At 49.3% G+C, this 24,050-nt stretch carries 24 protein-coding genes; 13 read left to right on the forward strand and 11 right to left on the reverse strand.

Annotation, left to right across the window (positions count from 1 at the left end; genetic code table 11):
* Window positions 1–11: 11 nt before the first annotated feature.
* The 7 genes from tca_RS00840 (at window position 12) to tca_RS00870 (ending at window position 7,559) form a co-directional block, all read left to right on the forward strand.
* Complete coding sequence (locus tag tca_RS00840; protein ID WP_286708964.1) at window positions 12–989, forward strand: malate dehydrogenase; 978 nt, start codon at window positions 12–14, stop codon at window positions 987–989.
* Window positions 990–1,268: 279 nt separating this feature from the next.
* Entirely contained in the window at window positions 1,269–1,847 is a 579-nt protein-coding gene (gene pdxT, locus tca_RS00845) for a pyridoxal 5'-phosphate synthase glutaminase subunit PdxT (RefSeq protein ID WP_010875829.1), read from the forward strand.
* Window positions 1,835–2,752 carry a glutamine amidotransferase family protein gene (locus tag tca_RS00850; RefSeq protein ID WP_010875830.1) on the forward strand — a complete coding sequence of 306 codons (918 nt, stop codon included), beginning with the start codon at window positions 1,835–1,837 and terminating at the stop codon, window positions 2,750–2,752. Before pdxT ends, tca_RS00850 begins: the two co-directional genes overlap by 13 nt.
* A 10-nt stretch (window positions 2,753–2,762) precedes the next feature.
* Window positions 2,763–3,452: a GXGXG domain-containing protein gene (locus tag tca_RS00855; RefSeq protein ID WP_286708965.1), complete on the forward strand. Its 690-nt coding sequence runs from the start codon at window positions 2,763–2,765 to the stop codon at window positions 3,450–3,452.
* Window positions 3,452–4,510, forward strand: a complete 1,059-nt coding sequence (locus tag tca_RS00860; protein WP_286708966.1) for a Coenzyme F420 hydrogenase/dehydrogenase, beta subunit C-terminal domain — start codon at window positions 3,452–3,454, stop codon at window positions 4,508–4,510. Before tca_RS00855 ends, tca_RS00860 begins: the two co-directional genes overlap by 1 nt.
* A 12-nt stretch (window positions 4,511–4,522) precedes the next feature.
* Window positions 4,523–6,022 (forward strand): glutamate synthase-related protein, encoded by a 1,500-nt coding sequence (locus tag tca_RS00865; protein WP_286708967.1) that lies wholly within the window; start codon window positions 4,523–4,525, stop codon window positions 6,020–6,022.
* Window positions 6,023–6,182: 160 nt separating this feature from the next.
* On the forward strand, window positions 6,183–7,559 hold the full coding sequence (locus tag tca_RS00870; RefSeq protein ID WP_286708968.1) for an MFS transporter: 1,377 nt from the start codon (window positions 6,183–6,185) through the stop codon (window positions 7,557–7,559).
* Between the two features lie 83 nt (window positions 7,560–7,642).
* Here tca_RS00870 and tca_RS00875 read toward each other — a convergent pair whose 3' ends face one another.
* On the reverse strand, window positions 7,643–8,974 hold the full coding sequence (locus tca_RS00875; protein ID WP_353681349.1) for an ATP-binding protein: 1,332 nt from the start codon (window positions 8,972–8,974) through the stop codon (window positions 7,643–7,645).
* Window positions 8,975–9,360: 386 nt separating this feature from the next.
* Between tca_RS00875 and tca_RS00880 the strand changes: the two genes are divergently transcribed.
* Window positions 9,361–10,059, forward strand: a complete 699-nt coding sequence (locus tag tca_RS00880; RefSeq protein WP_269899443.1) for a CDGSH iron-sulfur domain-containing protein — start codon at window positions 9,361–9,363, stop codon at window positions 10,057–10,059.
* Between the two features lie 3 nt (window positions 10,060–10,062).
* Here the strand turns inward: tca_RS00880 and tca_RS00885 are convergent, their stop codons facing one another.
* The 7 genes from tca_RS00885 to hypE all read right to left on the reverse strand — a co-directional run bounded on the left by tca_RS00885 (window position 10,063) and on the right by hypE (window position 15,584).
* The gene (locus tag tca_RS00885; protein WP_010875838.1) at window positions 10,063–10,539 is read right to left on the reverse strand and encodes a hypothetical protein; all 477 of its coding nucleotides are present in this window, start codon (window positions 10,537–10,539) and stop codon (window positions 10,063–10,065) included.
* A complete protein-coding gene (locus tag tca_RS00890; RefSeq protein ID WP_286708969.1) occupies window positions 10,540–11,163 on the reverse strand; it encodes an energy-coupling factor ABC transporter permease in 624 nt (207 codons plus the stop codon).
* Window positions 11,164–11,195: 32 nt separating this feature from the next.
* Window positions 11,196–11,630 carry a hypothetical protein gene (locus tag tca_RS00895; protein ID WP_286708970.1) on the reverse strand — a complete coding sequence of 145 codons (435 nt, stop codon included), beginning with the start codon at window positions 11,628–11,630 and terminating at the stop codon, window positions 11,196–11,198.
* A gap of 360 nt (window positions 11,631–11,990) precedes the next feature.
* Window positions 11,991–13,268 (reverse strand): DEAD/DEAH box helicase, encoded by a 1,278-nt coding sequence (locus tca_RS00900; protein ID WP_115892491.1) that lies wholly within the window; start codon window positions 13,266–13,268, stop codon window positions 11,991–11,993.
* A 266-nt stretch (window positions 13,269–13,534) separates the two neighbouring features.
* Window positions 13,535–14,155: a 5-formyltetrahydrofolate cyclo-ligase gene (locus tca_RS00905; protein WP_286708971.1), complete on the reverse strand. Its 621-nt coding sequence runs from the start codon at window positions 14,153–14,155 to the stop codon at window positions 13,535–13,537.
* The gene (locus tca_RS00910) at window positions 14,136–14,552 is read right to left on the reverse strand and encodes an RDD family protein (protein ID WP_269899448.1); all 417 of its coding nucleotides are present in this window, start codon (window positions 14,550–14,552) and stop codon (window positions 14,136–14,138) included. Before tca_RS00910 ends, tca_RS00905 begins: the two co-directional genes overlap by 20 nt.
* Window positions 14,553–14,573: 21 nt before the next feature.
* Window positions 14,574–15,584 carry a hydrogenase expression/formation protein HypE gene (gene hypE, locus tca_RS00915; RefSeq protein ID WP_048060768.1) on the reverse strand — a complete coding sequence of 337 codons (1,011 nt, stop codon included), beginning with the start codon at window positions 15,582–15,584 and terminating at the stop codon, window positions 14,574–14,576.
* A gap of 363 nt (window positions 15,585–15,947) precedes the next feature.
* Between hypE and tca_RS00920 the strand changes: the two genes are divergently transcribed.
* The 5 genes from tca_RS00920 to tca_RS00940 all read left to right on the forward strand — a co-directional run bounded on the left by tca_RS00920 (window position 15,948) and on the right by tca_RS00940 (window position 20,434).
* Window positions 15,948–16,331: a 30S ribosomal protein S8e gene (locus tca_RS00920; protein WP_269899450.1), complete on the forward strand. Its 384-nt coding sequence runs from the start codon at window positions 15,948–15,950 to the stop codon at window positions 16,329–16,331.
* 18 nt (window positions 16,332–16,349) lie between these two features.
* Window positions 16,350–17,021 (forward strand): DNA polymerase PolB subunit 2, encoded by a 672-nt coding sequence (polB2, locus tag tca_RS00925; protein ID WP_010875847.1) that lies wholly within the window; start codon window positions 16,350–16,352, stop codon window positions 17,019–17,021.
* Between the two features lie 163 nt (window positions 17,022–17,184).
* A complete protein-coding gene (locus tca_RS00930; RefSeq protein WP_269899451.1) occupies window positions 17,185–17,865 on the forward strand; it encodes a TIGR02253 family HAD-type hydrolase in 681 nt (226 codons plus the stop codon).
* Window positions 17,866–17,965: 100 nt separating this feature from the next.
* Entirely contained in the window at window positions 17,966–19,528 is a 1,563-nt protein-coding gene (locus tag tca_RS00935) for a YifB family Mg chelatase-like AAA ATPase (RefSeq protein WP_286708972.1), read from the forward strand.
* A gap of 18 nt (window positions 19,529–19,546) precedes the next feature.
* Window positions 19,547–20,434, forward strand: a complete 888-nt coding sequence (locus tag tca_RS00940; RefSeq protein WP_269899453.1) for a hypothetical protein — start codon at window positions 19,547–19,549, stop codon at window positions 20,432–20,434.
* A gap of 51 nt (window positions 20,435–20,485) precedes the next feature.
* Here tca_RS00940 and xth read toward each other — a convergent pair whose 3' ends face one another.
* The 3 genes from xth to tca_RS00955 form a co-directional block, all read right to left on the reverse strand.
* Complete coding sequence (xth, locus tag tca_RS00945) at window positions 20,486–21,259, reverse strand: exodeoxyribonuclease III (RefSeq protein ID WP_269899454.1); 774 nt, start codon at window positions 21,257–21,259, stop codon at window positions 20,486–20,488.
* A gap of 69 nt (window positions 21,260–21,328) precedes the next feature.
* Window positions 21,329–23,239 carry a ferrous iron transport protein B gene (gene feoB, locus tca_RS00950; protein ID WP_269899455.1) on the reverse strand — a complete coding sequence of 637 codons (1,911 nt, stop codon included), beginning with the start codon at window positions 23,237–23,239 and terminating at the stop codon, window positions 21,329–21,331.
* Between the two features lie 34 nt (window positions 23,240–23,273).
* On the reverse strand, window positions 23,274–23,999 hold the full coding sequence (locus tag tca_RS00955; RefSeq protein ID WP_010875853.1) for a DtxR family transcriptional regulator: 726 nt from the start codon (window positions 23,997–23,999) through the stop codon (window positions 23,274–23,276).
* Between the last annotated feature and the right edge of the window lie 51 nt (window positions 24,000–24,050).

Genomic DNA, 24,050 nt, shown 5'->3' on the forward strand with positions numbered 1-24,050 from the left:
GAGGAACCCCCTTGAAGGTAAGTATAATTGGGTCAACGGGACGTGTCGGAAGGGCAACAGCCCTCTGTCTTGCAGAGGAGGAGGCTGTGAAGACCCTACACCTCATCTCAAGGAAGGAGAGTCTTGAACAGAACTTCGGCGAGGTCCTTGATATGAGCGACGCCCTCGCAGCCAAGGGTGTTTCAGTCAAGCTGGAAAACTCTGCAGACATTGAAAACGTCCACGGTTCAAGGATAGTTGTGATAACTGCGGGCGTCCCCAGAACGGCTGATATGGACAGGGATGATCTTGCATTTAAGAACGGCAGGATCGTTGCAGATTATGCAAGGCAGATCGCAAGATTCGCCCCGGATTCAATTATACTGGTTGTTACAAACCCTGTGGATGTGATGACCTATGTTGCCCTCAGGTATTCGGGTTTTCACCCCAGCAGGGTCTTCGGCCTTGGAAACCACCTGGACTCCCTGAGGCTCAAGAACTACATGGCAAGGCACTTCAATGTCCACGTGAGTGAGGTTCACACCAGGGTTATAGGTCAGCATGGTCCCTACATGGTCCCGCTCATAAGTTCAACCTCCATAGGGGGCATACCCATAGAGCACTATGCCAGGAGGGACTACTTCTCAGGTTACAAGAAGTTTGACCTCAAAAAGACCATAGACAAGGTCATCAATGCAGGGAGCAACATCATAAGCAGGAAGGGGGCCACCGAGTATGGACCGGCCTTTGCAATATCCAACATAGTCACCACCATCCTGAATGATGAACGCAGGATACTCACGGTTTCAACCCTCATGGAGGGTGAAATCGATGGTATAAGGGATGTTTGCCTCGGAGTACCTGTTAAACTGGGTAAGAACGGCATTGAGGGGGTTGTACCTGTGCTGATGGATCGTGATGAAAGGGAGGCATTCAGGGAAGCCGCCAACCATGTTAGAGACTCCACCAGGAGGGTTATGGAGTTCCTTGATGAGGAACTTCCACTATAGCCCGGGCCAGTGTTATGGGGGTGAAGGGTTTATCATGGCCGGACATTCGGTGTGCATTCAACCTCCCTGAGGTCATTTCATTCCATCTTTCAGTAACCCCATGGAAACTTTTATATACTTGTTCAATTATAAGTTAGTTCAAGACCTTATTTCTGAACATTGTGCACCTGATTTTCTGCAGGGTTCAGGGTTCAGAAACAACCGGCAGACATCTTCCGGTATATTTATATGGTCACATCATGAAAAAGGTAACCAGAAAAAATTCTCAAAGGAGACACCATGATAAGGATAGGCATTCTTGCTCTTCAGGGAGATGTATCCGAACACCTCGAGATGACCAGAAGGACAGTCGAAGAGATGGGCATAGATGCAGAAGTTGTGAGGGTCAGGACAGCAGAGGAAGCCTCCACAGTCGATGCAATAATAATATCCGGCGGCGAGAGTACGGTAATAGGTAGGCTGATGGAGGAGACGGGGATAAAGGACGTCATAATCCGCGAAAAGAAACCTGTGATGGGCACATGTGCCGGCATGGTGCTCCTCGCAGATGAAACAGATTATGAACAGCCCCTTCTGGGACTCATAGATATGAAGGTTAAGAGAAACGCCTTTGGAAGACAGAGAGACTCCTTTGAAGATGAGATCGATATACTTGGAAGGAAATTTCATGGAATATTCATAAGGGCGCCGGCTGTCCTTGAAGTGGGAGAGGGAGTTGAGGTTCTCTCAGAACTCGATGATATGATAATCGCAGTAAAGGACGGCTGCAACCTCGCACTGGCCTTTCACCCTGAACTCGGAGAGGACACAGGACTCCATGAATACTTTATAAAGGAGGTATTGAATTGTGTGGAATAGCGGGAGTGGTCTACAAGGATGGTAAACTGCACTCAGTCGGGGCAGACATGACAAGGATGCTCCATGCACTGCAGCACAGGGGACCCGACTCAGCAGGATTCGCGATATATGGAGGTCTCGGGCTTGAAGAAAACGATTACCTCCTTAACATAGAGGTTAAGGATAAACCAGGACTTCTTGACATGGTTAAGGAAACAGTTGAACTTGTAAGTCCCATAGGATCAGATGAGGTCATACCATCAGTTGAGAACCACATAATCTACCGGTGCAGGATAACCCTGGAATCATTCTCACAGCTTAAACCACTCATAATGGATATAGACAGCATAGATGACGTTATAGTACTGAACGGTAGCCACTCATTTGAGATGATAAAGGATGTGGGTTCGGTTCTTGAGATAGCAGACCGCTACGACACCTGGTCAAAGAAGGGCACCCATGCCATAGGCCACACAAGGTTCTCAACAGAGAGTATAGTTGACAGGTACCATGCCCACCCATTCCAGAGCTACATCATCCCCGACATAACCGTCGTCCACAACGGCCAGATAACAAACTACTGGAAGATAAGGGAGCCACTGGAGCGCAAGGGCCACATATTCGAAACAAACAATGACACAGAGTGCATAGTCCACTACGTGGCAGATAAACTGGCATCAGGTTACAGCCTCGAGGAAGCCCTTGAACAGTCAGTAAAGGACATGGATGGCCCCTTCTCATACATAGTGGGAACACCCCAGGGTGTTGGAATAGCCAAGGACCAGCTTGGACTGAGGCCAGGGGTCATGGCAGAGAATGATGAGGTCTTCGCAGTCGCATCAGAGGAGGTCTCCCTCAGGGAGGTCATGGACACAAGTGAGGTTGAACAGATATCCCCCGGAGAGGTAAGGGTCTACGAGATATGAGGGTGATACCATGAGGGAAGCGGTAATTGATGCAGGATCAAAAACCCCGAGGGAGGTTAACAGGGCAATAAAATCCCTTGCAGCCGACCACGACAGGATAGTCGTTAAAAACCCCAACGCCATGCACTATATAGGCGCAGGTCTTACAGGGGACGTTGAACTCATAATAGATGGCTCAGCAGGATACTTCGCAGCCACCATGATCCACGGCCCAAGGGTCAGGATAAATGGTAACGCAGGGTGGTTCCCTGCAGACAACATGACAGAGGGTGAAGTGGTGGTGGATGGCTCAGCAGGTGACGGCGTGGGTCAGGGAATCTACGGGGGAACAGTGGTTGTTAAAAAAAGCGCCGGTTCAAGAACAGGCGAGATAATGAAAAATGGGACCATAATCATAGGCGGGAATTCAGGTTTCATGACAGGCCTCTTCATGATGGGCGGCCGCATAATAGTACTCGGCGACCTCGCAGAGGATGCAGGTGAATCCATCATAAGGGGAACCATCTATGTCAGGGGCGAAATAAAGAGCCTCGGGAAGAACGCCAAGGTTGAGGATATAACCCCCGAGGATGAGAAGGAACTGAGGGAAACACTCACCGGTTACGGATTTAACCTTGACGATGAAGACTATCAGGCCTTCAGGAAGATCGTGCCAAGGAGTAAAAGACCATTTTATGGTGAAGAATCGGAGGAAGGATAATGACCAGAACCTATGCAATGGTTGGAACACCCTGCCAGATAACAGCAGCCACACTCATGGACAGATACACAGAGGACTTTCCGGTTGAACTCAAACTCGGACTCTTCTGCATGGAAAACTTCTCCTACACATACCTCAAAAAACTCGCCGAGGAGGAGGGCATTGACCTTGCAGATGTATCAGAGCTCAGGATAGAGAAGGGCAGGCTCTGGTTCCACCTTAACGATGGAAGCAAAGTTTCAATTTCCCTGGAAAGGGCGAGAGCCGCCATGAGGAAGAACTGCTCAGTGTGCATGGACTTCACATCAGAACAGTCCGACATATCCATAGGATCCGTGGGATCACCTGAGGGATGGTCAACGATCATAATAAGGACAGAGAGAGGCCATGAACTCATAGAAAAGGCCAGGAAGGCAGGATACATTGAAACAAAACCCTTAACAGAGAGGGGAATCAGGATACTTGAAAAACTTGCATCAGGTAAGAAGGAGGATAACCTCCAGGAGATAAAAAGGAGGGAGTCTGTTGCAAGGCCGGTCCTCTACTGGAGGGTGATGCCAGATGAGGAATACCTTGAGGAGGTCACTGACTACCAGTTCGATGACCTGAGGTCTGATGTGATAGATGTGGGGGCCTGCGTCCTCTGCGGGGCCTGCGTGGCCTCATGCCCGGAGGACATAGTCAGCATAAAGGACAGAAAGCCGGAGGTGGAGGGTGCATGCCCTGAGGGCTGCAATGCCTGCTATGTGGCATGTCCCAGAACCTATGTACCCGACAGCATAATAGGTCATGACTCAGCAATTACTCCCCTTGGTGAATACATTGAGATCCTGTCTGCGAGGGCACCCATGTTCAGGGGCCAGGATGGTGGTGTTGTAACAGCCCTCCTCACCTACGCCCTCAGGGAGGGAATCATTGACGGGGCCCTGGTGGTTGACAGGGACCAGGAAAGGCCATGGAAACCTTTACCTGTACTGGCAGAGGAGCCCCAGGACATTGTGAAGGCTGCAGGAACCAAATACTCGGCATGTCCATTACTGAAGGTTTTAAAGGAATAAGAGGGGTTAAAAATGCCTTTTAAGGTTGAAAGAAAGGAAGAGGTATGTAAGAGGAACTTTGATCGTCCCGGCTGCTGCTGGTACATGTGCGATAACAGGGACGAGTCACTCTGTGCAAACTGTTACTCATGCTACAACAACTGTCCACATGACGTATACGAGATAATAAACGGGGAACCTGTACCAGTAAGGCATGAAAACTGTGTAGGGTGCCGCATATGTGAAGAAATGTGTCCTAACAATGCGATAGAGGTTAACGCGGTACCTGAAGATCGCAGGAACGTGTGGTCATTTGCTGACCTCATTGAAATAGAGAGGAAGTCAAGGGAAGGCTCATACAAGGTCCGTGGCTGCGGTGCCGTCAGGAGGATACCAACCTTTGATGACCTTGTCATCATCCCGGCCCAGGTATCCAGGCCACCCATAGACAAGTACAGGGAGCCCTGCAACACCAGGGTCGTGATAGGTGACAGGTACGCCGAGAACCCCCTTGAACTTGACACACCCATCATGATAGCCGCCATGTCCTTCGGCGCCCTCAGCAAGGAGGCCAAGATAGCCCTTGCAATGGGTGCCAGCCTCGCAGGAACAGCCACTAACACAGGTGAGGGCGGAATGCTCCCTGAGGAGCGTAGATACGCCTCCAAGCTCATTGCACAGTACGCATCAGGCCGCTTCGGTGTATCAGCAGAGTACCTCAACAACTCAGAGGCCATCGAGATAAAGATAGGTCAGGGCGCCAAGTCAGGCATGGGCGGTCACCTCCTTGCAGAGAAGGTCACAGCCGAGGTCTCAAGGATAAGGATGATACCGGAGGGGACCGATGCACTGAGCCCTGCCAGGCACATGGACATAGTGGGTCCTGAGGATCTGAGCATGAAGATATCACAGCTGCGTGAGATAACAGACTGGAAGGTCCCCATAATGGTCAAGTTCACCTCAGGCAGGGTTGCAGATGACGTTAAGATAGCTGCAAAGGCGGGTGCAGACGCCGTTGTTGTGGATGGTATGCAGGGCGGTACAGGGGCCGGTCCCGATGTTGTAACCGAGCACTCAGGTATACCCACAATCGCAGCCATAGTGGAGGCAGATGAGGCACTCAAGGAGGTCAACCTCCGTGATGAGGTGAGCCTTATCGCTGCAGGGGGTATAAGGAGCGGGGCTGATGTTGCAAAGGCCATAGCCCTCGGTGCAGATGCAGTCTACATAGGTACAGCAGCCCTGGTGTCAATCGGCTGCCGTGTCTGCCAGATGTGTTACACAGGCACCTGCAGGAAGGGTATCGCAACCCAGGACCCCCGCCTCAGGAAGCGCCTTGACTATGTGGAGGCAGGTAAGAACGTTGCAAGGTACATAGAGGCAATGACAGAGGAGGTCTGCATGCTCACACAGCAGGCAGGTAACACCGATGTGAGCAAACTTGAAAAGGACGACCTCAGGGCCCTTACAGTTGAAGCCTCCGCACTCACAGGGGTTAAACTGGCAGGTATGGAGACACCGGCCAGGTTCTAATCCCCTAAAAACCTTTTTTGATCCTTTTTACTTCAGATAAACTTGAATTCAGACCATTTTTCATTTTTCTGTTTTTAAATTTTTTCATTTCATTCGCTCTGAAAATTATTTAAATGGCCCACCCTATAGTAATAACCAGTTTTTTCTGGAGGGAAAAAATTTGAATGAGTACAATGACAGGTCACTGCGTTTGTATGTGCTTATAGCGGCAACACTTTCATCATTCCTCACACCCTTCATGGGTTCATCAATCAATGTGGCGCTTCCTGTTATAGCGCTGCAGTTTAAAATCGATGCAATACTCCAGACATGGATACCCACGGCCTTTCTCCTGGCAGCCGCCATATTTGCGGTCCCCTTCGGGAGGCTGTCTGAGATATACGGGATGAAGAGGGTCTTCGTCTATGGTAACATAATCTTCACTGTTTCAGCGATTCTCTCGGCCTTCTCACCCTCAGCCATGGCACTGATAGTGTTCAGGGCCATCCAGGGGGTCGGGTCGGCCATGATATTCGTGACGGGCCTTGCCATACTCACAAGGGTCTTCCCGCCATATGAGCGGGGTAAGGCCATAGGGATAAACACGGCCGCAGTCTACATTGGCCTTTCAATGGGACCGGTCCTCGGGGGATTCCTCACAAGGTTCCTGGGATGGCAGAGCATATTCCTCGCCACGGTGCCCCTGACAGTCATCGTCCTCGCGGTTAGTCTCCTTAGAATTGACGGTGAATGGGCAGATGCTGCCGGCGAAACCTTTGATATCCCTGGATCCATCTCCTACTGTATCTTCCTGTTTCTACTCATGTATGGATTCTCAGCTCTCCCTGATACCATGGGGGCCCTCATGATCCTCCTGAGTATAGGAGCCTTCGCTGTTTTCCTCAGAATGGAGCTGTCATCAACCAGTCCGGTCTTCAATGTGAGGCTCTTCAGGAACCTCAGGTTCAGCTTCTCAAGCCTTGCAGCCCTCATAAATTACAGTGCAACCTTTGCAGTATCACTCCTCCTCAGCTACCACCTCCAGTATATCAAGGGCCTTGACCCGGGCTCAAGTGGCCTCATACTGGTGACACAGCCCATCGTCATGGCCCTGGTGGCGCCGGTGGCGGGCAGGGCATCTGACAGGTTCAACCCCCAGACACTTGCAGGTATCGGCATGGCTGTGACCTCCCTGGCGCTCCTCAGCCTCAGCATACTCGATAGAACAACCCCTGTGCCCATGATAATCGTATCACTCTTCGTGCTGGGACTGGGCTTCGGTTTCTTCTCATCACCCAACACCAATGCCATAATGGGTTCCGTTGAGAGGAAGGACTATGGTATTGCATCGGCAACCGTCAGCTCCATGAGGCTCATAGGCCAGGCCTTCAGCATAGGGATAGTGACGCTTATCTTCGCATTCCTCATAGGGAGGGTTCCAATCTCTCCTGCAAACTATGACCTCCTCATAGAGAGCACAAGGATATGCTTCCTGATATTCGGCGTGCTATGCTTTGTGGGGGTCTTCGCTGCAACTGCCCGCAGAAACGATGGTTAAATGGATCCTTATCTACTTAAATCATTTTCTTTTGCAGTTAGGTGCTGTAATAGGGATGCCGGGTCTGGTCCTCTAAAGAACATTCACTCAGGGCTAAACTTTAGGTTTTCTATATCCTCAAGATCCCAGATTAGGCCCCCTTTAATTTTCTCTTTATCTTTCACTCTTTTTGCTATTATTCCATGGTATTGTTCCCATTCTTTCATTTTAAGGATCTTGGATTTTCTATTGAGGTCTTTCAGGATCTTGTTTGCCTCTATTTTGTTCAGAGTTTTCCATTTAACCTCGATGAGAATTGCTTTCTCTTCCTTTTCATTGAAAGCTACAAGGTCTATTTCTTCGTTCTTGTGCCACCAGCGGCCAATTTTCAGGGGTTTGAATGGTAGTTTATTGGATATTAGGGGGAGGAATTCTATTGCAACATTTTCAAAGATTCCGCCCAGGTAATTTGGAAGATCGTCAATGATTAATTCTAGCAGTTCTTTTCTTCTTTCGCTTTCTATGAAGTCAATGTTTGGGTGGATGTAACGGAACCAGAAGGCAAAATAGTTGTCCTTTATGTAATAGCGTCCCCTTCTACTTTTTCGGCTTGCGGTTATCGGGATTTCGCGCTTTACAAAATCCAGCTCAATGAGAACGGACAGGTATTTGGCTACAGTTGCTCTGCTAAGACCCGTTTCGTTCATTATTTCTCCTAGAGAAGTTTTTCCAGCTGCTACTGCTTCCATTATGGCGAAATAATTTCTTGGTTCTTCAAGTTCTTCTCGGAGAACGAAAAAGGCGTCCTGATAAAGTAATGAATCACTCCTCAGATATTCTAAGAGATTTTCTTTGATGGTTTTACTATCATCAAATTCCAGTAGATGGGCTGGGCTTCCTCCAAGAATACCGTAGGCTTTTATGAAATCTTCAAGTGAATATCCTGGCAAAAATTCTCTTGCATGCAAAAAATCCACGGGTTTAAGGTTTATCTGGCCAGTTCTCCTCCCATAGATCGGGCTTTTGTAGCCGAGCAGTTTCTCCATCATGCTGATGGAAGAACCACAAATTATGAGGAAGATCCTGCCATTTGAAAGTTTTAAGTCCCAATATTCCTGAAGAATTGATGGGAGTGACCGATCACCCTTAACCAGGTAAGGAAACTCGTCTATTACCACTACCAATCTTTCAGTGGCTTTTTGATTTAAGTATTCTAAGAAGGCGTCCCAATTTTGGAATGGGTTCCTTTTAAGAAAATCATCCCCAAAATATTCGGATAATCTATCAGAAAAACGTTTTAGATTTTCGAGATTGCTTGTCTCCCTGGCCAGTAAGTATATCCCACCATGTCTACTTATAAATTCCAGTAAAAGAGCTGTCTTTCCCCTCTCCTTCTCCCGTAGATAACTATAAACTCTGGTCCGCCCATTCCATATCTTCTTTCAAGGAATTGCAATTCCCTTTCACGATCCAGAAACATTATTTACTCACCAGTAATTTACTTAAGAGTAAACTATTATAAAAATTTTGGGACACTCAAAAGGGCCTTGTGGATAGATCCAAAGATATACCCTTCATGCTTTAGGGTTCTGCACCCTTTCTGTCGTGTCCGGGATCCCACCACTGTATTTTATGAGCCTTTACCATGTATCTGCAGCTCTTTGTGTAACTCTCCCACATTGGCGGCAGAGGCCTGCACGCTGTTCACTCATGACCTGCTGAATGATCCCTCAGTTCATGGAATCACATATTTAGATGGGTCAACATAATTATACTGGAATATGAGGAGTGAGCATAATCATGCTCTCACGGCGTGGTAAGAATGAAGAAGATAAAGGTGCTCAGGAACGGCCCCTACCTTGTTGAGGGCTCAGTACCCCTCTATGAAGAGGTCATAGTAACCGATGAGGAGGGCCATACAAGAGAATTTGTTGAGAGGAGACAGTTCCCCCTTAAGGAGAGGTACGTGCTCTGCCGCTGCGGTAAATCGGGGAATAAACCCTACTGTGACGGTACACACATCAAAACAGGATTTGACGGGACCGAGACAGCATCACTGGAACCCTACATTGAAAGGGCAAGGGTCTTCAGGGCGGGAGACCTTGAACTCACAGACGTACCCGAACTCTGCGACCATTCAAGGTTCTGCCTCAGGGCCGGCGGTATAAGGGAACTCCTGAGGAAGGGAGATAGGGAGAGCATACAGATAGCCATAGAGGAGGCAATGATCTGCCCGTCCGGCAGGCTGGTCCTCTGGGACAGAAAAACAGGTAAACCCTATGAGAGGGACTATGAGAAATCCATAGTGGTCATCCATGATAAACAGAAGAGGTGTGAGGGCCCCCTCTGGGTGAGGGGTGGCATACCCATAGAGTCTGCCGATGGAAGGGAGTATGAGGTTAGAAACAGGGTTACCCTCTGCCGCTGCGGATTATCTGAGAACAAACCCTTCTGTGATGGAAGCCACTGGATGACTGCAGAGGAAAAACTTGAGTTTAAAAGAAAATGGGGGATTGAATAGCAGTTACTCCACTTTTCTTTTCATCCACAGGGCCCCGATCACCATGCCCAGGGTAACCCCTATGAGGGCACCCGATGAGAATGGTGTCAGAAAGTCTGTGCCCCCCTCCTCGGGGTTAACAGAGTTCAGCTCAAGGAGCTTATCCCTTACTGATGCCTCATCGGCGCTGCAGTACATCACCCTGTATGCTACCTCAGGGTGAGCCTTAAGGAAGGAACTCACGGTGTCCTGGTAGGCAACTGCAAGTATCTTCTTATTCGGGTTTCCGAGGGCATGCTCCAGTTCATGCTCAACATCAGCTGCACTCTGGAAACGGTATACCGTGACGTTGACCCCGAGATCATCCGCAACTGATCTTGCAAGTTTTCCCGTTGAATTATCAGCTATTACAATGAAGGACTCAGGGGTTATCTCCATCCCGTGGGCAGCCACTCCACCCATGAGTAGGAATACCAGGAGAACTGCCAGTTCAATTCTCATTTACACCCTCTCCATCATGGTTAATTCTGGTTTCATCCTCTCAAGGAAGGATACAATGAATATGTTCGCAACACCCTCTATGACCCCCACGAAGATGTAGAACGGTATAAGTGTCGCCATCAGCATCTCAGGACCAGCAACACCCGCTGCAAGGAGTATCATGATGTGGAACACCGTGGCAACCATTATACTGAGGAAGGTGGCGGTGAAGACTGCGAGGCTCCTGTCAAGTTCACTCACCACACTGTAGACCGCGTATGTACCGACACCGAGGCCTATACCCATTGTGAGTATGTTGGCACCCATACTTGTCAAGCCACCCATACCCAGTATGAAGAACTGGATTACCAGGCAGAGGGTTGCAACGATGACGGCTGTGAGGGGTCCCAGCAGTATGGCTGCGAGGGGTATGAGGAAGAAGTGTACCGGGACACCGAAGGGTGATGGTACGGATATGGAGGATACAGCCGCTGCAGCCGCAGCAAAAAGGCCCGTTCCAACGATTCTCCTTTCCTTCTGGGGTTTCTTTGAGAATATGTAGAAGAATATTCCGATGTTTATGAGCGCCACAGCCCAGTAGACTGCGCACTGCCATAATGGTATGATTCCGTCGGGTATATGCACTTATCCAGCCTCCATAGGTTAATTAAGAGAAATCACTGCCTTGGAAATCTTAAGGCTGTTAAACCGAAAACCAGGGAGAGCCCTGCAACTGCCGGGATGAACCCGTACCCTGAGGTTCCTTGTTTCTCTTTTCCGGTTATGTTCCCTGATGGGCTACTTTCATTCCCGCCCTGTCCCTGAATATCGGTTTTATTCTGTGCTGAAACGTCAGCTGCTTCTCCCTGAGCTGAACCTGTTTCCACACCTCCACTCGGGGATTTACTGGTCTTTGTCCCTGAACTTGTGCTGCTCCTGTCTGAAGTCTTTTTGGTGGGAGCAGGGGATTTGGTTGTTGATGAATCAGAGTCGCTGTCACCTGAATCTGAGGGTTCCTCAAGGTAGTAACCGTGACCTGGATGGGCGCATGCATGGTGTGATAAACCGATCACCAGTGACACCGCAACCAGCAGTATAAGGATCCTTTTCATGATGATCACCGCTAACTACTTGGTTATCTTCAATATATAAAATCTTTTATTACTCATTCCAGGCTTTACAGAATAAAAGTAATACAGAATGGTCTTCAGGGCGGTGGTGCATGTTAAAATCTGGCGGCCCGGTATTTCCCCTCCCAAAAGGAGTCTTGAAGTCAGTTAACTGGTCATCTGTGGTAACCGTCTCATGGATGATCTGGAAACACATTTAACGTGCAGGCGATCAGCATCTTAAAACTAGCGGCTGATGGATCTTTTTCACCCATCAGCTGTTATGATAATTTAAAGCGTTATTTGCCACTTTCGAGGTATGATGAACTCCTCAGTCAAAAAAGGTTATTGCTAAAAAATTGATTATTTGGATGATTCCAGTACATCCAGAAGGGCGTGTGAGATGTCCCTGAAACTGTAACCCTCACCAGCAAGGCTCTCAAGGATTTCAGAGTCACTGTAAGTCTTTGATTCCAGGTTCCTCCTGAGGATCTCCCTGAGGTCCATCTCATATCCCCTCCTTATCTCCTCAGGGGAGGGCATGTTGCTCTGCTTTATCCTCTTACCTGTGAATGACTGGATCCTTCTCAGGCGGTGAACCTCCCTTCCAACGACGAGGGTGAAGGACTTCCCGCTTGAACCGGCTCGCCCTGTACGGCCTATACGGTGAACGTAGTACTCGTTCTCAAAGGGCAGGTCATAGTTCACAACGGCCTCGACATCGGGTACGTGAATACCACGGGCAGCAACATCCGTTGCAACAAGGAGACTGAAATCTCCCCTTCTGAATCTCTCCATGACACGCTCACGCTTTGACTGTGAAAGATCACCGTGGATCTCATCTGCAGAGTAACCCATACGGTTCAGCTGCCTTCTCAACCTCTGGACCCTTCTCTTGGTGTTACAGAATATGAGTCCCATCCTGATATTGTTTGATGAGAGTATCCAGTCGAGGAGCTCAACCTTATCCTCCTCCCTGGTTTTGAAGTAGAACTCATCTATCTTGGGGCTGTGCTTCTTCTCCACACGCATAACCTGGGGGTTCCTCATGTACTTCCTTGCAATTCTGAGTATGGGCTTTGAAACCGTTGCAGAGAAGAGCATGGTCTGCCTTCTCTCAGGTACATGGGATAGTATACGCTCTATGTCATCTATGAATCCCATGTTCAGCATTTCATCTGCCTCATCAAGGACAACTGTGGATATACCTCCCAGATCAACTGTCCCCCTCTCGATGTGGTCTATCAGTCTACCAGGGGTTGCAACGATGACATGAACCCCCCTCCTTAGCTGTGCTATCTGGTTACCGATACTCTGGCCACCATAGACCGCGAGGACCTTCACCTTCATGTATTTACCTATCCTCTTGATCTCCTCTGAGACCTGGAGACAGAGCTCGCGTGTCGGACAGATTATGAGGGCCTGGGGCACCCTCTCGGCTTCAAGGTTCTCAAGTACTGGTATGGCGAATGCAGCTGTTTTTCCGGTCCCTGTCTGGGCCTCACCAACAACGTCCATACCGTCAAGTGTAACAGGTAGTGTAAGTGCCTGGATTGGAGTTGTGCTCTCAAATCCCATATCATCAAGGGCCCTGTTTATATCCCCTGAGATATCAAACTCACTAAATTCTAATCCTTTCATTTTATCTTCCTTAGATTCTTAAAAATCGATTTATCAATTATCAGCTGCCATCTGGCAGACCATTCTCAAACTGGAAGTTCAGGATTCTGCCAGGCACAGATAATTAAAAATCAGTACACAGCTACTCTATTGTACCCGGGAGTATTTAAACTGTTGGTTTTTTTTATCCCTGAAGTTTTCTTGAAGTTGTCTGGGGTGGTGTATTCTTTTTGTTTGTGGTGTTTCTGGCTGCTTTCTGGAGCGGTGCCGTATTTTTCTGTTTCTCTTTAGACCACCCGGGGTATCCGGTCATCCAGGAGGGGCCTGATCACCCGTAGGGGTGTTACTATCATGTTTATCCTCTCATCATGCTCCTCAACCGGTACCCTGCTTATTATCTGGAGCTCATCAACGGTTGTTGCAAGGGGTGTATCCTCATCTATTGCACCCTGACCCCTGAGTTCAGATATCTCCCTGTCACCGTAGCCTCCACCCTTACCGAGACGGTTTCCATGAAGGTCAACAGCCACGGATCCCTCCACAACAAGGTCAACCTGAGGGAACTCCCTGATGGGTGAACCGTACCTGTAGGCACCCCCTATCGTTGACGCGGCTCCAGCATCAGGTACATCACCCCCTATGAGGAGGTAGCCATCCTTTATCTTTGGGGTGGGCATTATGAGGTCCTTCCCGGCCTCAAGCACAAGTCTTCTAACAGGTCTCTGGGCCGAGTCAGGGGAGCAGAACACGACACCAGCCCTCTCCCATTCAACTGTCCTCGAAAGCCGCTTCGCAGCATCAAAAGAACCCTTAAAGTCTGGTATACGTCCATGGGGGCTCCTGCTAACACCATTCTCCACGAGGAGATCCCAGATCTGGTTTCTTATCCTATCCTTCTCCTCCATCATCGACCTTCCTGGTTCTGATGACACGTGTCCTGGCAATGGCATCAAGGATCCTTAAATGCCCCAGCGGGTAACCCACCAGGAGGTCCACTGCCAGGGGAAGCCAGAGCACCTTTGAAAGGTTCCTCAGAATCACCTGCCAGGGCTGCAGATCACCCTCTACTGAGACAACCATAAGGCCCTGCATCCTCTTACCTGGTGTGCCGCCATGATATTCCAGGTAGCTGAAGTATATAAGTGTTATTAATGCAAGGAGGGGCAGCCAGTAGCTGTAGATGCTGAACAGGTTAAGGAGCAGCACGGCAGGGTAGACAGCCACCGTGAGGATGTACATTATTGCGGTGACAATCAGAAAGTCCACGATGAATGCATATAACCTCTCTTTCCATAACTCAACCATATCACCCCTCCTTCAGGGCCTTCAACACACCCTCGGGACAGGATCAGCCACAGGGGCCTCAAGTATCCTTCTTCCCCCAAGGCTGGTCTCAAGGATCACATGTTTATCATCTGTTACCTCACCTATTATCCGGGCCTCCTCACCGTAGGGGGCACTCCTAACAGCAGCCAGGACGTCCTCGGCGTATTCCGGGTCCACGCCGATGATAACCTTGCCCTCATTTGCAACCTCATAGGGGTCTATTCCAAGCATCTCGGAGACGGCCTTCACCTCCTCCCGTACGGGTATGCTGTCCTCATCCAGGACCATACCCACACCTGATTTATCAGCCATCTCATTGAGGGCATTGGCTATACCGCCCCTGGTGGGGTCCTTCATTGCTGTAACACCCCCCACGTTCAGGGCTGCCTCCACTATACCCCAGACAGGGGCCACATCTGATTCGAGGTCTGTGTCGAATCCGAATCCCTCACGGAATGCCATGAGGGCCATCCCATGGTCCCCGACACTCCCGGTCAGTATGATCTTATCACCGGGCCTCAGTCCGGAGTCCCTGACTGTTTCACCACGCCCAACGACACCTATACCGGTGGTTGTTATGACCATCCTGTCAAGTTTTCCCTGTTCCATGACCTTGGTGTCGCCTGTGACAATGGACACGCCGGTCTCCCTTGAAACTGCGTCCATGGACTTTATGATCCTCTCAAGGTCCTCCCCAGGGAATCCCTCACTTATTATCATTGCATTTGCAATTGCAAGGGGCCTTGCCCCCATGACAGATATATCATTGACGGTACCTGCAACGGCTATCCTGCCTATGTCCCCTCCCGGGAAGAAGAGGGGGTCAATGGTGTGACCATCTGTACTGATAACGATCTCATAGTCCCCAAGGGGTATGCTTGCACCGTCGTCGAGGTCCTCGAGGCCAACTCCGCCGTTAACCCTCGTGTTATGGATGTTTGATAGTATTATATCTGATATAAGGTCCTGCATCACTTCTCCGCCTGCACCATGGGACATGCCGATTTTCATAGATTCACCTTGCATAATCTCTTGCCTATAGGGTATCTTGCTGATTGTATAAAACCTTTCACGGACCTTTGTATGGATTTGATCTGTGACTGAGAAGCCAGGATATGTGTGGAATGAAAACCATGATCTGTGGGAATACATTTATCTGTGAGTGGGAAAAAATTACTGTGGCTTCAATCCGGTTAAAAAGGTGGGAGTGGTACTGCCTTCCGGGCGCGGCCAGGTTTATCTTCCAGCATGATCCTGAAGCACAATCTTTTTAAATGGTGCGCCCCATACTATAGATAAATTTATCTGTACTGAGTCACTAAGTTTCTTAAACTCAGTTTTACTGATTCTTGTATGAATGATTGAGGTGAAATAATGGCAATCTGGCAAGGTAAATCAATGAAAAAACCCAGTGGCGGAAGAGCCAAGATGAATCGTGGTAAAAGGAAGTACGAACTTGGAAGGGAGCCTGCTGAGACAAAGATCGGTGACAGGCGTGTAAGGCTGATAAGGACACGCGGAGGTAACACCAAGGTCAGGCTCGCTTCAGATACAAGGATAAACGTTGTTAACCCTGAAACCGGTAAGGTTGAAATTGCAGAGATAAGGAACGTTGTTGAGAACACAGCGAACCCCCACTTCGTAAGGAGGAACATCATAACCAGGGGTGCTGTTGTTGAGACAAACCTCGGGAACGTCAGGGTCACATCAAGGCCAGGTCAGGACGGTGTCATAAACGGAGTCCTGATCAGGGAATAAAAGGATTGAACCCCAGCGGTGTCCCAGTTGTCTAAGGTGGAGGATGAGATACTCTCCCAGGTGAAAAGGTTCCTGAAACACATAAACAGTAACCTCCCTGAGGGTATGGAACTGGAATTTGAGGGCTTCTACCGCAGGGGCTTTTTCGTAACAAAGAAGCGATACGCCCTCATAGAGGATGACACAATAGTTGCAAAGGGTCTTGAACTTGTAAGGCGTGACTGGGCACCAATAGCTAAAAAAACCCAGCGAAAAGTTCTTATGGCCATCCTCCGCGATGGATCTCCTGAGAAGGCAAGGGAGATAATAAGGGAAGTCGTGGGGCGCATAAGACGGGGTGACGTGGAACTCGATGACCTGGTGATACACACCCAGATCACAAGGGACCTCTCTGAGTACAAACAGATAGGTCCCCATGTCATCGCTGCAAAGAGATCCCTGGAGAAGGGAAGGCGTGTTGAGAGGGGCTCCATAGTTAGATACATCATCGTGAAGGGAAGGGGCCCCATAAGTCAGAGGGCCTTCCCGGTTGAGGACGCAGAGGGCATGGGATACGACCCCGACTATTACATTGAAAACCAGGTGATGGCTGCGGTATCACGCATAATGTCATCCCTGGGTTACTCCACAGAGGATATGAATTCGTTATCCTCGGGTGAAAGGCAGAGCAGCCTCGACGCGTTCTTTTAATTGGCTGAAGGCTTTCTTTTAACACTTTTCGTTATTTCTAATCAGCTGGAAGTTATCCTTTGTTTTAAGACACCCTCTCCATGATTTCCGCATCCCACCGTTAAACCAACAATGTTATAATTGATTAGTTATAGAGTTTCATTACAGAGAAATAGGTGGGACGATGCTGAAGGCGGTTTTCTTTGATATTGATGATACTCTCTATGACACCTCAGGATTTGCTAAACTTGCAAGAAAGGCTGCTCTGAACGTCATGATAGACGCAGGTCTCCCATTAACACAGGAGGAGGCCTACAAGCTTCTCAGGGAGATAATATCCGAGAAAGGATCAAACTATGACAGGCATTTCAATGTCCTGACAAAGACGGTTTTCGGTGAGGAGAAACCACTGCTCATTGCCCTTGGAATGATAACATACCACAACGTCAAGTTCGCCCTCCTGAGACCATTCCCCAACACCACATCCACACTCATTGACCTCAAGAGTAAGGGGTACAGGCTTGGGGTCATCTCAAACGGCATAACGATAAAGCAGTGGGAGAAGCTCATAAGACTCGGCATCCACCACTTCTTCGATGAGGTCGTCACCTCAGACGAGGTCGGCTTCGAAAAACCCAACATAAGGATCTTTGAGGAGGCCCTCAGGAGGATGGGCTGCAAACCCGAAAGATCAGTGATGGTTGGTAACAAGTTCAATGAGGACATACTGGGAGCCACAAATGCGGGTATGTCAGCCATACTGGTCAACTCAGAGTTAACGGAGGCAGAAAGGGATTACGTTGAGAAGAACGGTCTTGATGTTACGGTCATAGATGATATCAGTCAGCTTAAGGAGATCCTTTAGTTTTCATATAAGGAGGGATTTCAGTGGGTCCTCCCCGTTCCCATGAAATCTCTCATCCACGGGGGATGAACATGATGGACATCGATAAGGGGGATGAATTATGAACTGCGAAGCCTACTACCACGATGAGAACATGGTTGAAATCTTTGAGGAACTGAAACAGCCAAAGACGCTGGAAGAGCTGGGATTATCCTATTTCTTCGTAAGGGACCTTATACTGAAGATAATGTTAACCTACGGGACCGTTAAAACCCAGAGAATGACGGATATAACGGGCATACACCTTGATATACTTGAAGAGATCCTGGGTCAGATGGAGAAGGACGGATTCTGCGCCCAGGTTGGGGGCAGTTTCCTGTTTTCCAGTGTCGAATACACCCTCACAAAGAGGGGTGTTGAGAAGGCCCGCCTTGTAATGGAGGAAAACCCCTACATAGGGATAGCTCCGGTGCCCTATGAGAGATACTTTGAGTTGATGGATAAGCAGCTGAGTAACCGTTTCCCCATCAGGATACCTGATGAGGTTATTGAAAAGACCTTCAGGGATGTGGTGGGACTATCCTATGCAAAGGAGTGTCTCGTGGAGTCCTGCACAATAGGGAAGGGGCTCTTTGTCTATGGAGCTCCCGGTACAGGTAAGACATTCATAATAAGCAAGGCCTCCGACCTCCTGCCTCCCATCGTGATCCCCCGCTTCATAGAGTTCAGCGGAAGGGTTATACAGATCTATGACCCTGACTTCCACAGGCCATGCCCTGAAGAACCCGAAGACCCCAGATGGATAAAGATACACGCCCCATTCGTTTTCACTGGCTCAGAATTAAGTTTAAATGAACTGGAGACAACCTACAACATGAACAAGGGGGTCTATGAGACGTCACCCATCATAAAGGCCAATGGGGGAGTCCTTTTCATCGATGACCTTGGAAGGCAGCGGGATGACCATGAGGTGATCCTCAACCGCCTCATCGTCCCGCTGGAGAACAGTAAGGATGTAATCTATATAAGGGGTGTTCCAGTCATATTCCACACACACTTCATACCCGCCTTCTCAACAAACCTCGATGTCAGTATAATGGACGAGGCCCACCTCAGGAGGGCCCCCCTCCACATATTCCTGAGGAACCCTCCGGTTGAAAACGTCGCAGAGGTCTTCAGGCGCAACCTTGATGAAATAGGGGAGGAGTACGATGATGAGGTTGTTGAAAGGATTAAAATGGTCTACACCCCTGTTGCCGATGGGGGTGAGGGCCTCCAGCCCAGCTATGCCCATGCAAGGGACCTTGCCCAGATAGCTCAGGCAGTCAGGATCAACATGGGAAGGGAGAGGGTGGACCTTGAGGTGATTGAGAGGGCCCTTGATAAGCACGTTCTGATAGCCCTCCAGAGGATGGATATTGATATAAGCCAGGTACACCACAGCATCAGGACATTCCGTATTATTACAGACGACCCCGATAATGCCGAGAGGGTTCTAAGACTCTACGGAGCACTTACAGTTGCAAGGGAGGATGGAGCCGTCCTGGCAGACTTGGAGGACTCGATAAGTCCTTCCCAGCTCCTTGAACACCTTCAGAACCAGGGTGTAGCCACAGGAAGGATTGATGTCATCTCTGAAACCAAAAGGGAAATCAAGAAGGCAATACTTGAACACGGTGACTGATAAGCGGTTGTGTTTTTGATGGATCCAGTACCTGTGAACGTGGCGGTGACCGTACTGGTCTCGGTGGCTGTATGGTCCCTCCTTGAATTCATTCCCCTCCTGTTTCCAGGGGAGGCCGGGAGGCTGGCAGCACGCCTCAGACCATTACCCTCCGGTTTGATTGAGGTAACCCACCACATCAACCTTCTGAGGAGAGGGAGGCCATGGCAGCGCTTCATGGCCCGTGAAGTTATAGCTGAACTCTTCAAAACCAGGTTACAGGAACTTGAGGCCCTGAAGTATGAGGAGTGGAGGAGTGAACTTGAATCCCAGAAGGAACTGATGGAAAGGCGTGAGCTAAGCGACGATGAGATCCTCCACATCGAGGCAGGGAAGGAGATGATGGTAAATTCAGAAGGGGAAATGCTCCACATCGAGGCAGGGAAGGAGATGATGGTAAATTCAGAAGGGGAAATGCAGAGGCCAGAGGGGGCTGTTTATCCCACAGCAGGGGAGGAAGAGTTCATAAGGATCAGAAATCATAAAAAGGAGCTCTTAGATGATCTGAGGGACAGGTACTCTGATTTCAGGATATGGGCCCCCAGGAACAGGGATATCCTGAGGTACATACAGGATAAGGTATTCAGAAGGGAGGAGTTTGACCTTGAGGGTCTCAGGGATCACAGCAGGGAATGGGCCCTCCTGAACATCTGGGGCATGGAGCCTCCGGTGAGTTACCCTGAGGAAGAACTCCTTGAGGATTTACTGCTCTACCTGGAGCTGATGGGTGATGATTCAACTGCCATCAAACTGGCCCGTGCCCTTAGCGGTAACGACGACTCCCTGAGGTACCTCGATGAGGTTATACGTACCGTTTCAGCATGGAAGACCGGGGAAGATCCTGTATTTCCCCAGTCACGCCAGTAGTTTTTCGCCTGATGGAGTTCCTGATCACATTTCTGATTTTATTGAGGTTGATTATAGTTCTATTTTCAGTCCTATGGGGCAGTGGTCTGAGCCCATGACATCTGAGAGTATCCAGGACCTTTTAACCTTCCCTTTGAACTCCTCGTTTACAAAGAAGTAGTCGAGTCTCCAGCCGACATTCCTCTCACGGGCCCTTGTCCTGTAGCTCCACCATGTGTACTGTCCGGGGTCACTGTTGAACATCCTGAAGGTGTCCACGTACCCATTTTCAATAAATTTGTCGATCCAGGCCCTCTCAACAGGAAGGAAACCTGATACGTTGCTGTTTTCCTTTGGCCTTGCAAGGTCTATCTCCCTGTGGGCTGTGTTGAAGTCCCCGCATATAATCACGTTCCTTCCCGAATCCCTCTCCCGGTTGACGTCCTCAAGGAATGCGTCATAGAATTCCAGTTTATACTTCAGCCTCTCCTCTGACATCTTACCGTTGGGGAAGTATATGTTGTAGAGGAGGAAGTCGTCAAAGTCTGCGATCTGTATCCGACCCTCGGTGTCGAATCTCTCCACACCGAAACCCTCCCTCAGTGAAGATAGGGGTACTTTTGTGTACATGGCAACCCCGCTGTACCCCTTTCTCTCCGCAGGGGTGAAGAAGCTTCTGTAACCCTCAACGTGCCTGAGCTTCCTGGGAAGCTGTTCAGGCGCTGCTTTTATCTCCTGAAGGCACAGGATGTCTGGCTTCTCTTCCATGAACCATTTAAGGAACCCCTTCCTGTGGACCGCCCTGAGGCCGTTGACGTTCCAGCATATTATTTTTAGCACGGTCATGATACCACGTAATTATTTCTGTCATGGAGGTTAAATTAACTCTCCCTATACTCATGATACCTTTTTCAGCTAAAATATCAGTGGCAGTATCCTTGCAAACAGTCCACCGAGGAATAATGCTGTTCCAAGGTTTGCAAGGGTTATGATGGAGGTGGACCTCCAGCTGAATTCCCTTGCAAGTATTGCGATGGTTGAGAGGCAGGGGAAGTAGAGCATACCGACCAGGGTCAGGACGAGGATCTGGGGTGCTGTGAGGGCAGCCCCTATGTTTGTCCCAACCAGTGACACAAGTCCGAGGAGTATGAATTCCTTCCTGACGGCGCCCAGTATCAGGAGTATACCCGCAAATACTGGCAGTTTAAGCCATCCGACTGTAAGGGGTGCCATGAAGGCGCTGATGGGATTGAGCCATCCAAGGGCGTATAGTAACTGTATCAGGGCGCTTCCAATGATGTATATGGGGAATACAAGGTAGATGAGGGACCTCGTCCTTGTCCAGGTCTGCCTTGCTATGACACGGAATGAGGGCATCTTAAGGGAGTGCATCTCCATTATAAGTCCGGTTGTTTCCCCGGGAAGTGCCTTGAGGGCCACCTTTCCCATTATGAAGATTATAAGGAGGTCCAGGGCGTAGAGGCCTATGGCCCACCATACATTCACGAAGAGGGCTACGAGTCCAAGGATAAGGATGGTCCTTGCAGCGCAGGGTGCGAAGGATATTGCGAAGGCTGCAAGGAGTCTCTCCCTGTGGGTCTCAAGTATCCTTGTACTGTCAATTGCAGGGACGCTGCACCCGTAACCCAGTATGAGGGGTATGAGGGCCTTCCCATGGAGCCCTATCTTCCTCATGAAGGCGTCCATCATGAATGCCACCCTGGTGAGAAGACCCGAATTTTCAATGTAGGATAGCATCAGGTAGAAGGGTATAACGAAAGGTATCACCAGGGTCAGACCGGCCACGATACCCCCGAAGGCCCCGTTCCATATTATTGATTCAATGGAACCTGAGAACTGGGGGTCAACGGGCTGGAAGAATCCAAAGATCCCTGTGAGTGTGTCTGAGAGGAACTCCCCCACAACAAAGGTCCAGAGGAGGAGTCCTCCAACAACCAGCACAGATGAGATGTAGCCGTAGACAGGATGTGTGAGGAAGCCGTCAAGTCTCTCTGATAGTGAGGTTTTGATCTCCTCCTGCCTCTGTGCACCTGCAGCTATCATGCTGGAGAGGGCATAACGTTCTGAAGTTATAACTGAGAATGCAGGTTCACCGTGTATGGACTCTATTTCAGCTGCCAGTTCTGATGCAAGCTTCCTAACGTCCTCCGGCATCATGGCTGTTATCTGGGGGTCGTTTTCCAGTAGCTTTATTGCAACCCATCGGCCTGAATAACCTTCGGGGATTTCAGGGAGGACATCCATCAGTTTCCCTATACGGGTCTCGATCTCCTCACCGTATTCGATTATCCGTGGCAGTGTCTTTTTATCAGCCACTTCAACCGTCTTACGGAGCAGTTCCTGGAGTCCCCTTCCCTTAACCGCAACCGTGGATACCACCGGCACGCCAAGAACCTTCTCCAGCTTCTCATCGTCTATCGTTATCCCCTTCTGTCTGGCCATGTCCACCTGGTTGATGCAGATCACCATGGGGACCTCCATCTCCATGAGCTGGAGCGTGAAGAAAAGGTTTCTCTCGAGGACAGATGCATCAAGTACATTTATGACAACGTCGGGTCCTTCATTGATTATGAAGTCCCGTGACACTATCTCCTCCATGGAGTAGGTTGAAAATGAGTATATCCCTGGAAGATCGATTATGTGGATGTCTCTTCCCTGGAATTTAAGGTACCCCTCCGCCCTTTCAACGGTTTTTCCAGGCCAGTTGCCGACTATCTGGTTCGATCCTGTCAGCTGGTTGAAGATAACACTCTTACCCACATTGGCGTTTCCTGCAAGTGCAACGGTTATCTCAGATTTTTTCATTGCCAAGACCTTCTCTCTGCTCTATTCTAGGGGGCTAGCCTTCTGTTTCTATGAAGACGTTATCTGCTATGTCCCTTCCCAGGGCCACCCTGGACCCGCGGATCTCCACTTCGATTGGGCCGCTGAGGGGTGCCCTTTTTATCATGGTAAGGGGTGCTCCAATGGTTATTCCCATATCCATGAGCCGCCTCACAACCCTGTAGTCACCCCTTATGAAGGATACCCTTCCGCTCTGGTTTTCATCCATCTCTGTGAGGGATTTCAGGTTTTCATCACGGCAGCCTATTTCCTCGATATCGGCGTCCTTCATCTCAATGCATTCCTCGCATGTCTGGAATTTGAATTCACATGCGGGTATGGGCTTCTCATCGGGGCACTCTCCGGGCATGTTAAGGAGATGGCACAGGGCCCTTTCAGCATCGTCTGAGAGTGAATGTTCCATTTCACAGGCCTGCCGGTGTATCCTCTCCCTCTTTATTCCCAGAACGTCATGGAGGAACCTCTCAAGGAGCCTGTGCTTCCTTGTTATTCTACGGGCGATCCTGTATCCTCTATCTGTGAGCACGGCTCCCCTGTATGGTGAATATTTAACATATCCATTTGAATCAAGTTTTTTAAGCATCTGGGTTACACTTGCAGGGGCGATTTTCATTTCCCGGGAGATATCTGTGGTGGTAACGGGCTTCCTTGAATCCGAGAGCCTGTAGATGGTTTCAAGGTATTCCTCTATATTTTCACTGAGATGCTTCATTAGGTTCACCTAAAGCCTTACTGTTAGTTTAGTTAAACCTAATTCAATATAAGGTTTTCT

Source organism: Methanothermobacter sp. EMTCatA1 (assembly GCF_002356395.1).
Taxonomy (GTDB): domain Archaea; phylum Methanobacteriota; class Methanobacteria; order Methanobacteriales; family Methanothermobacteraceae; genus Methanothermobacter; species Methanothermobacter thermautotrophicus.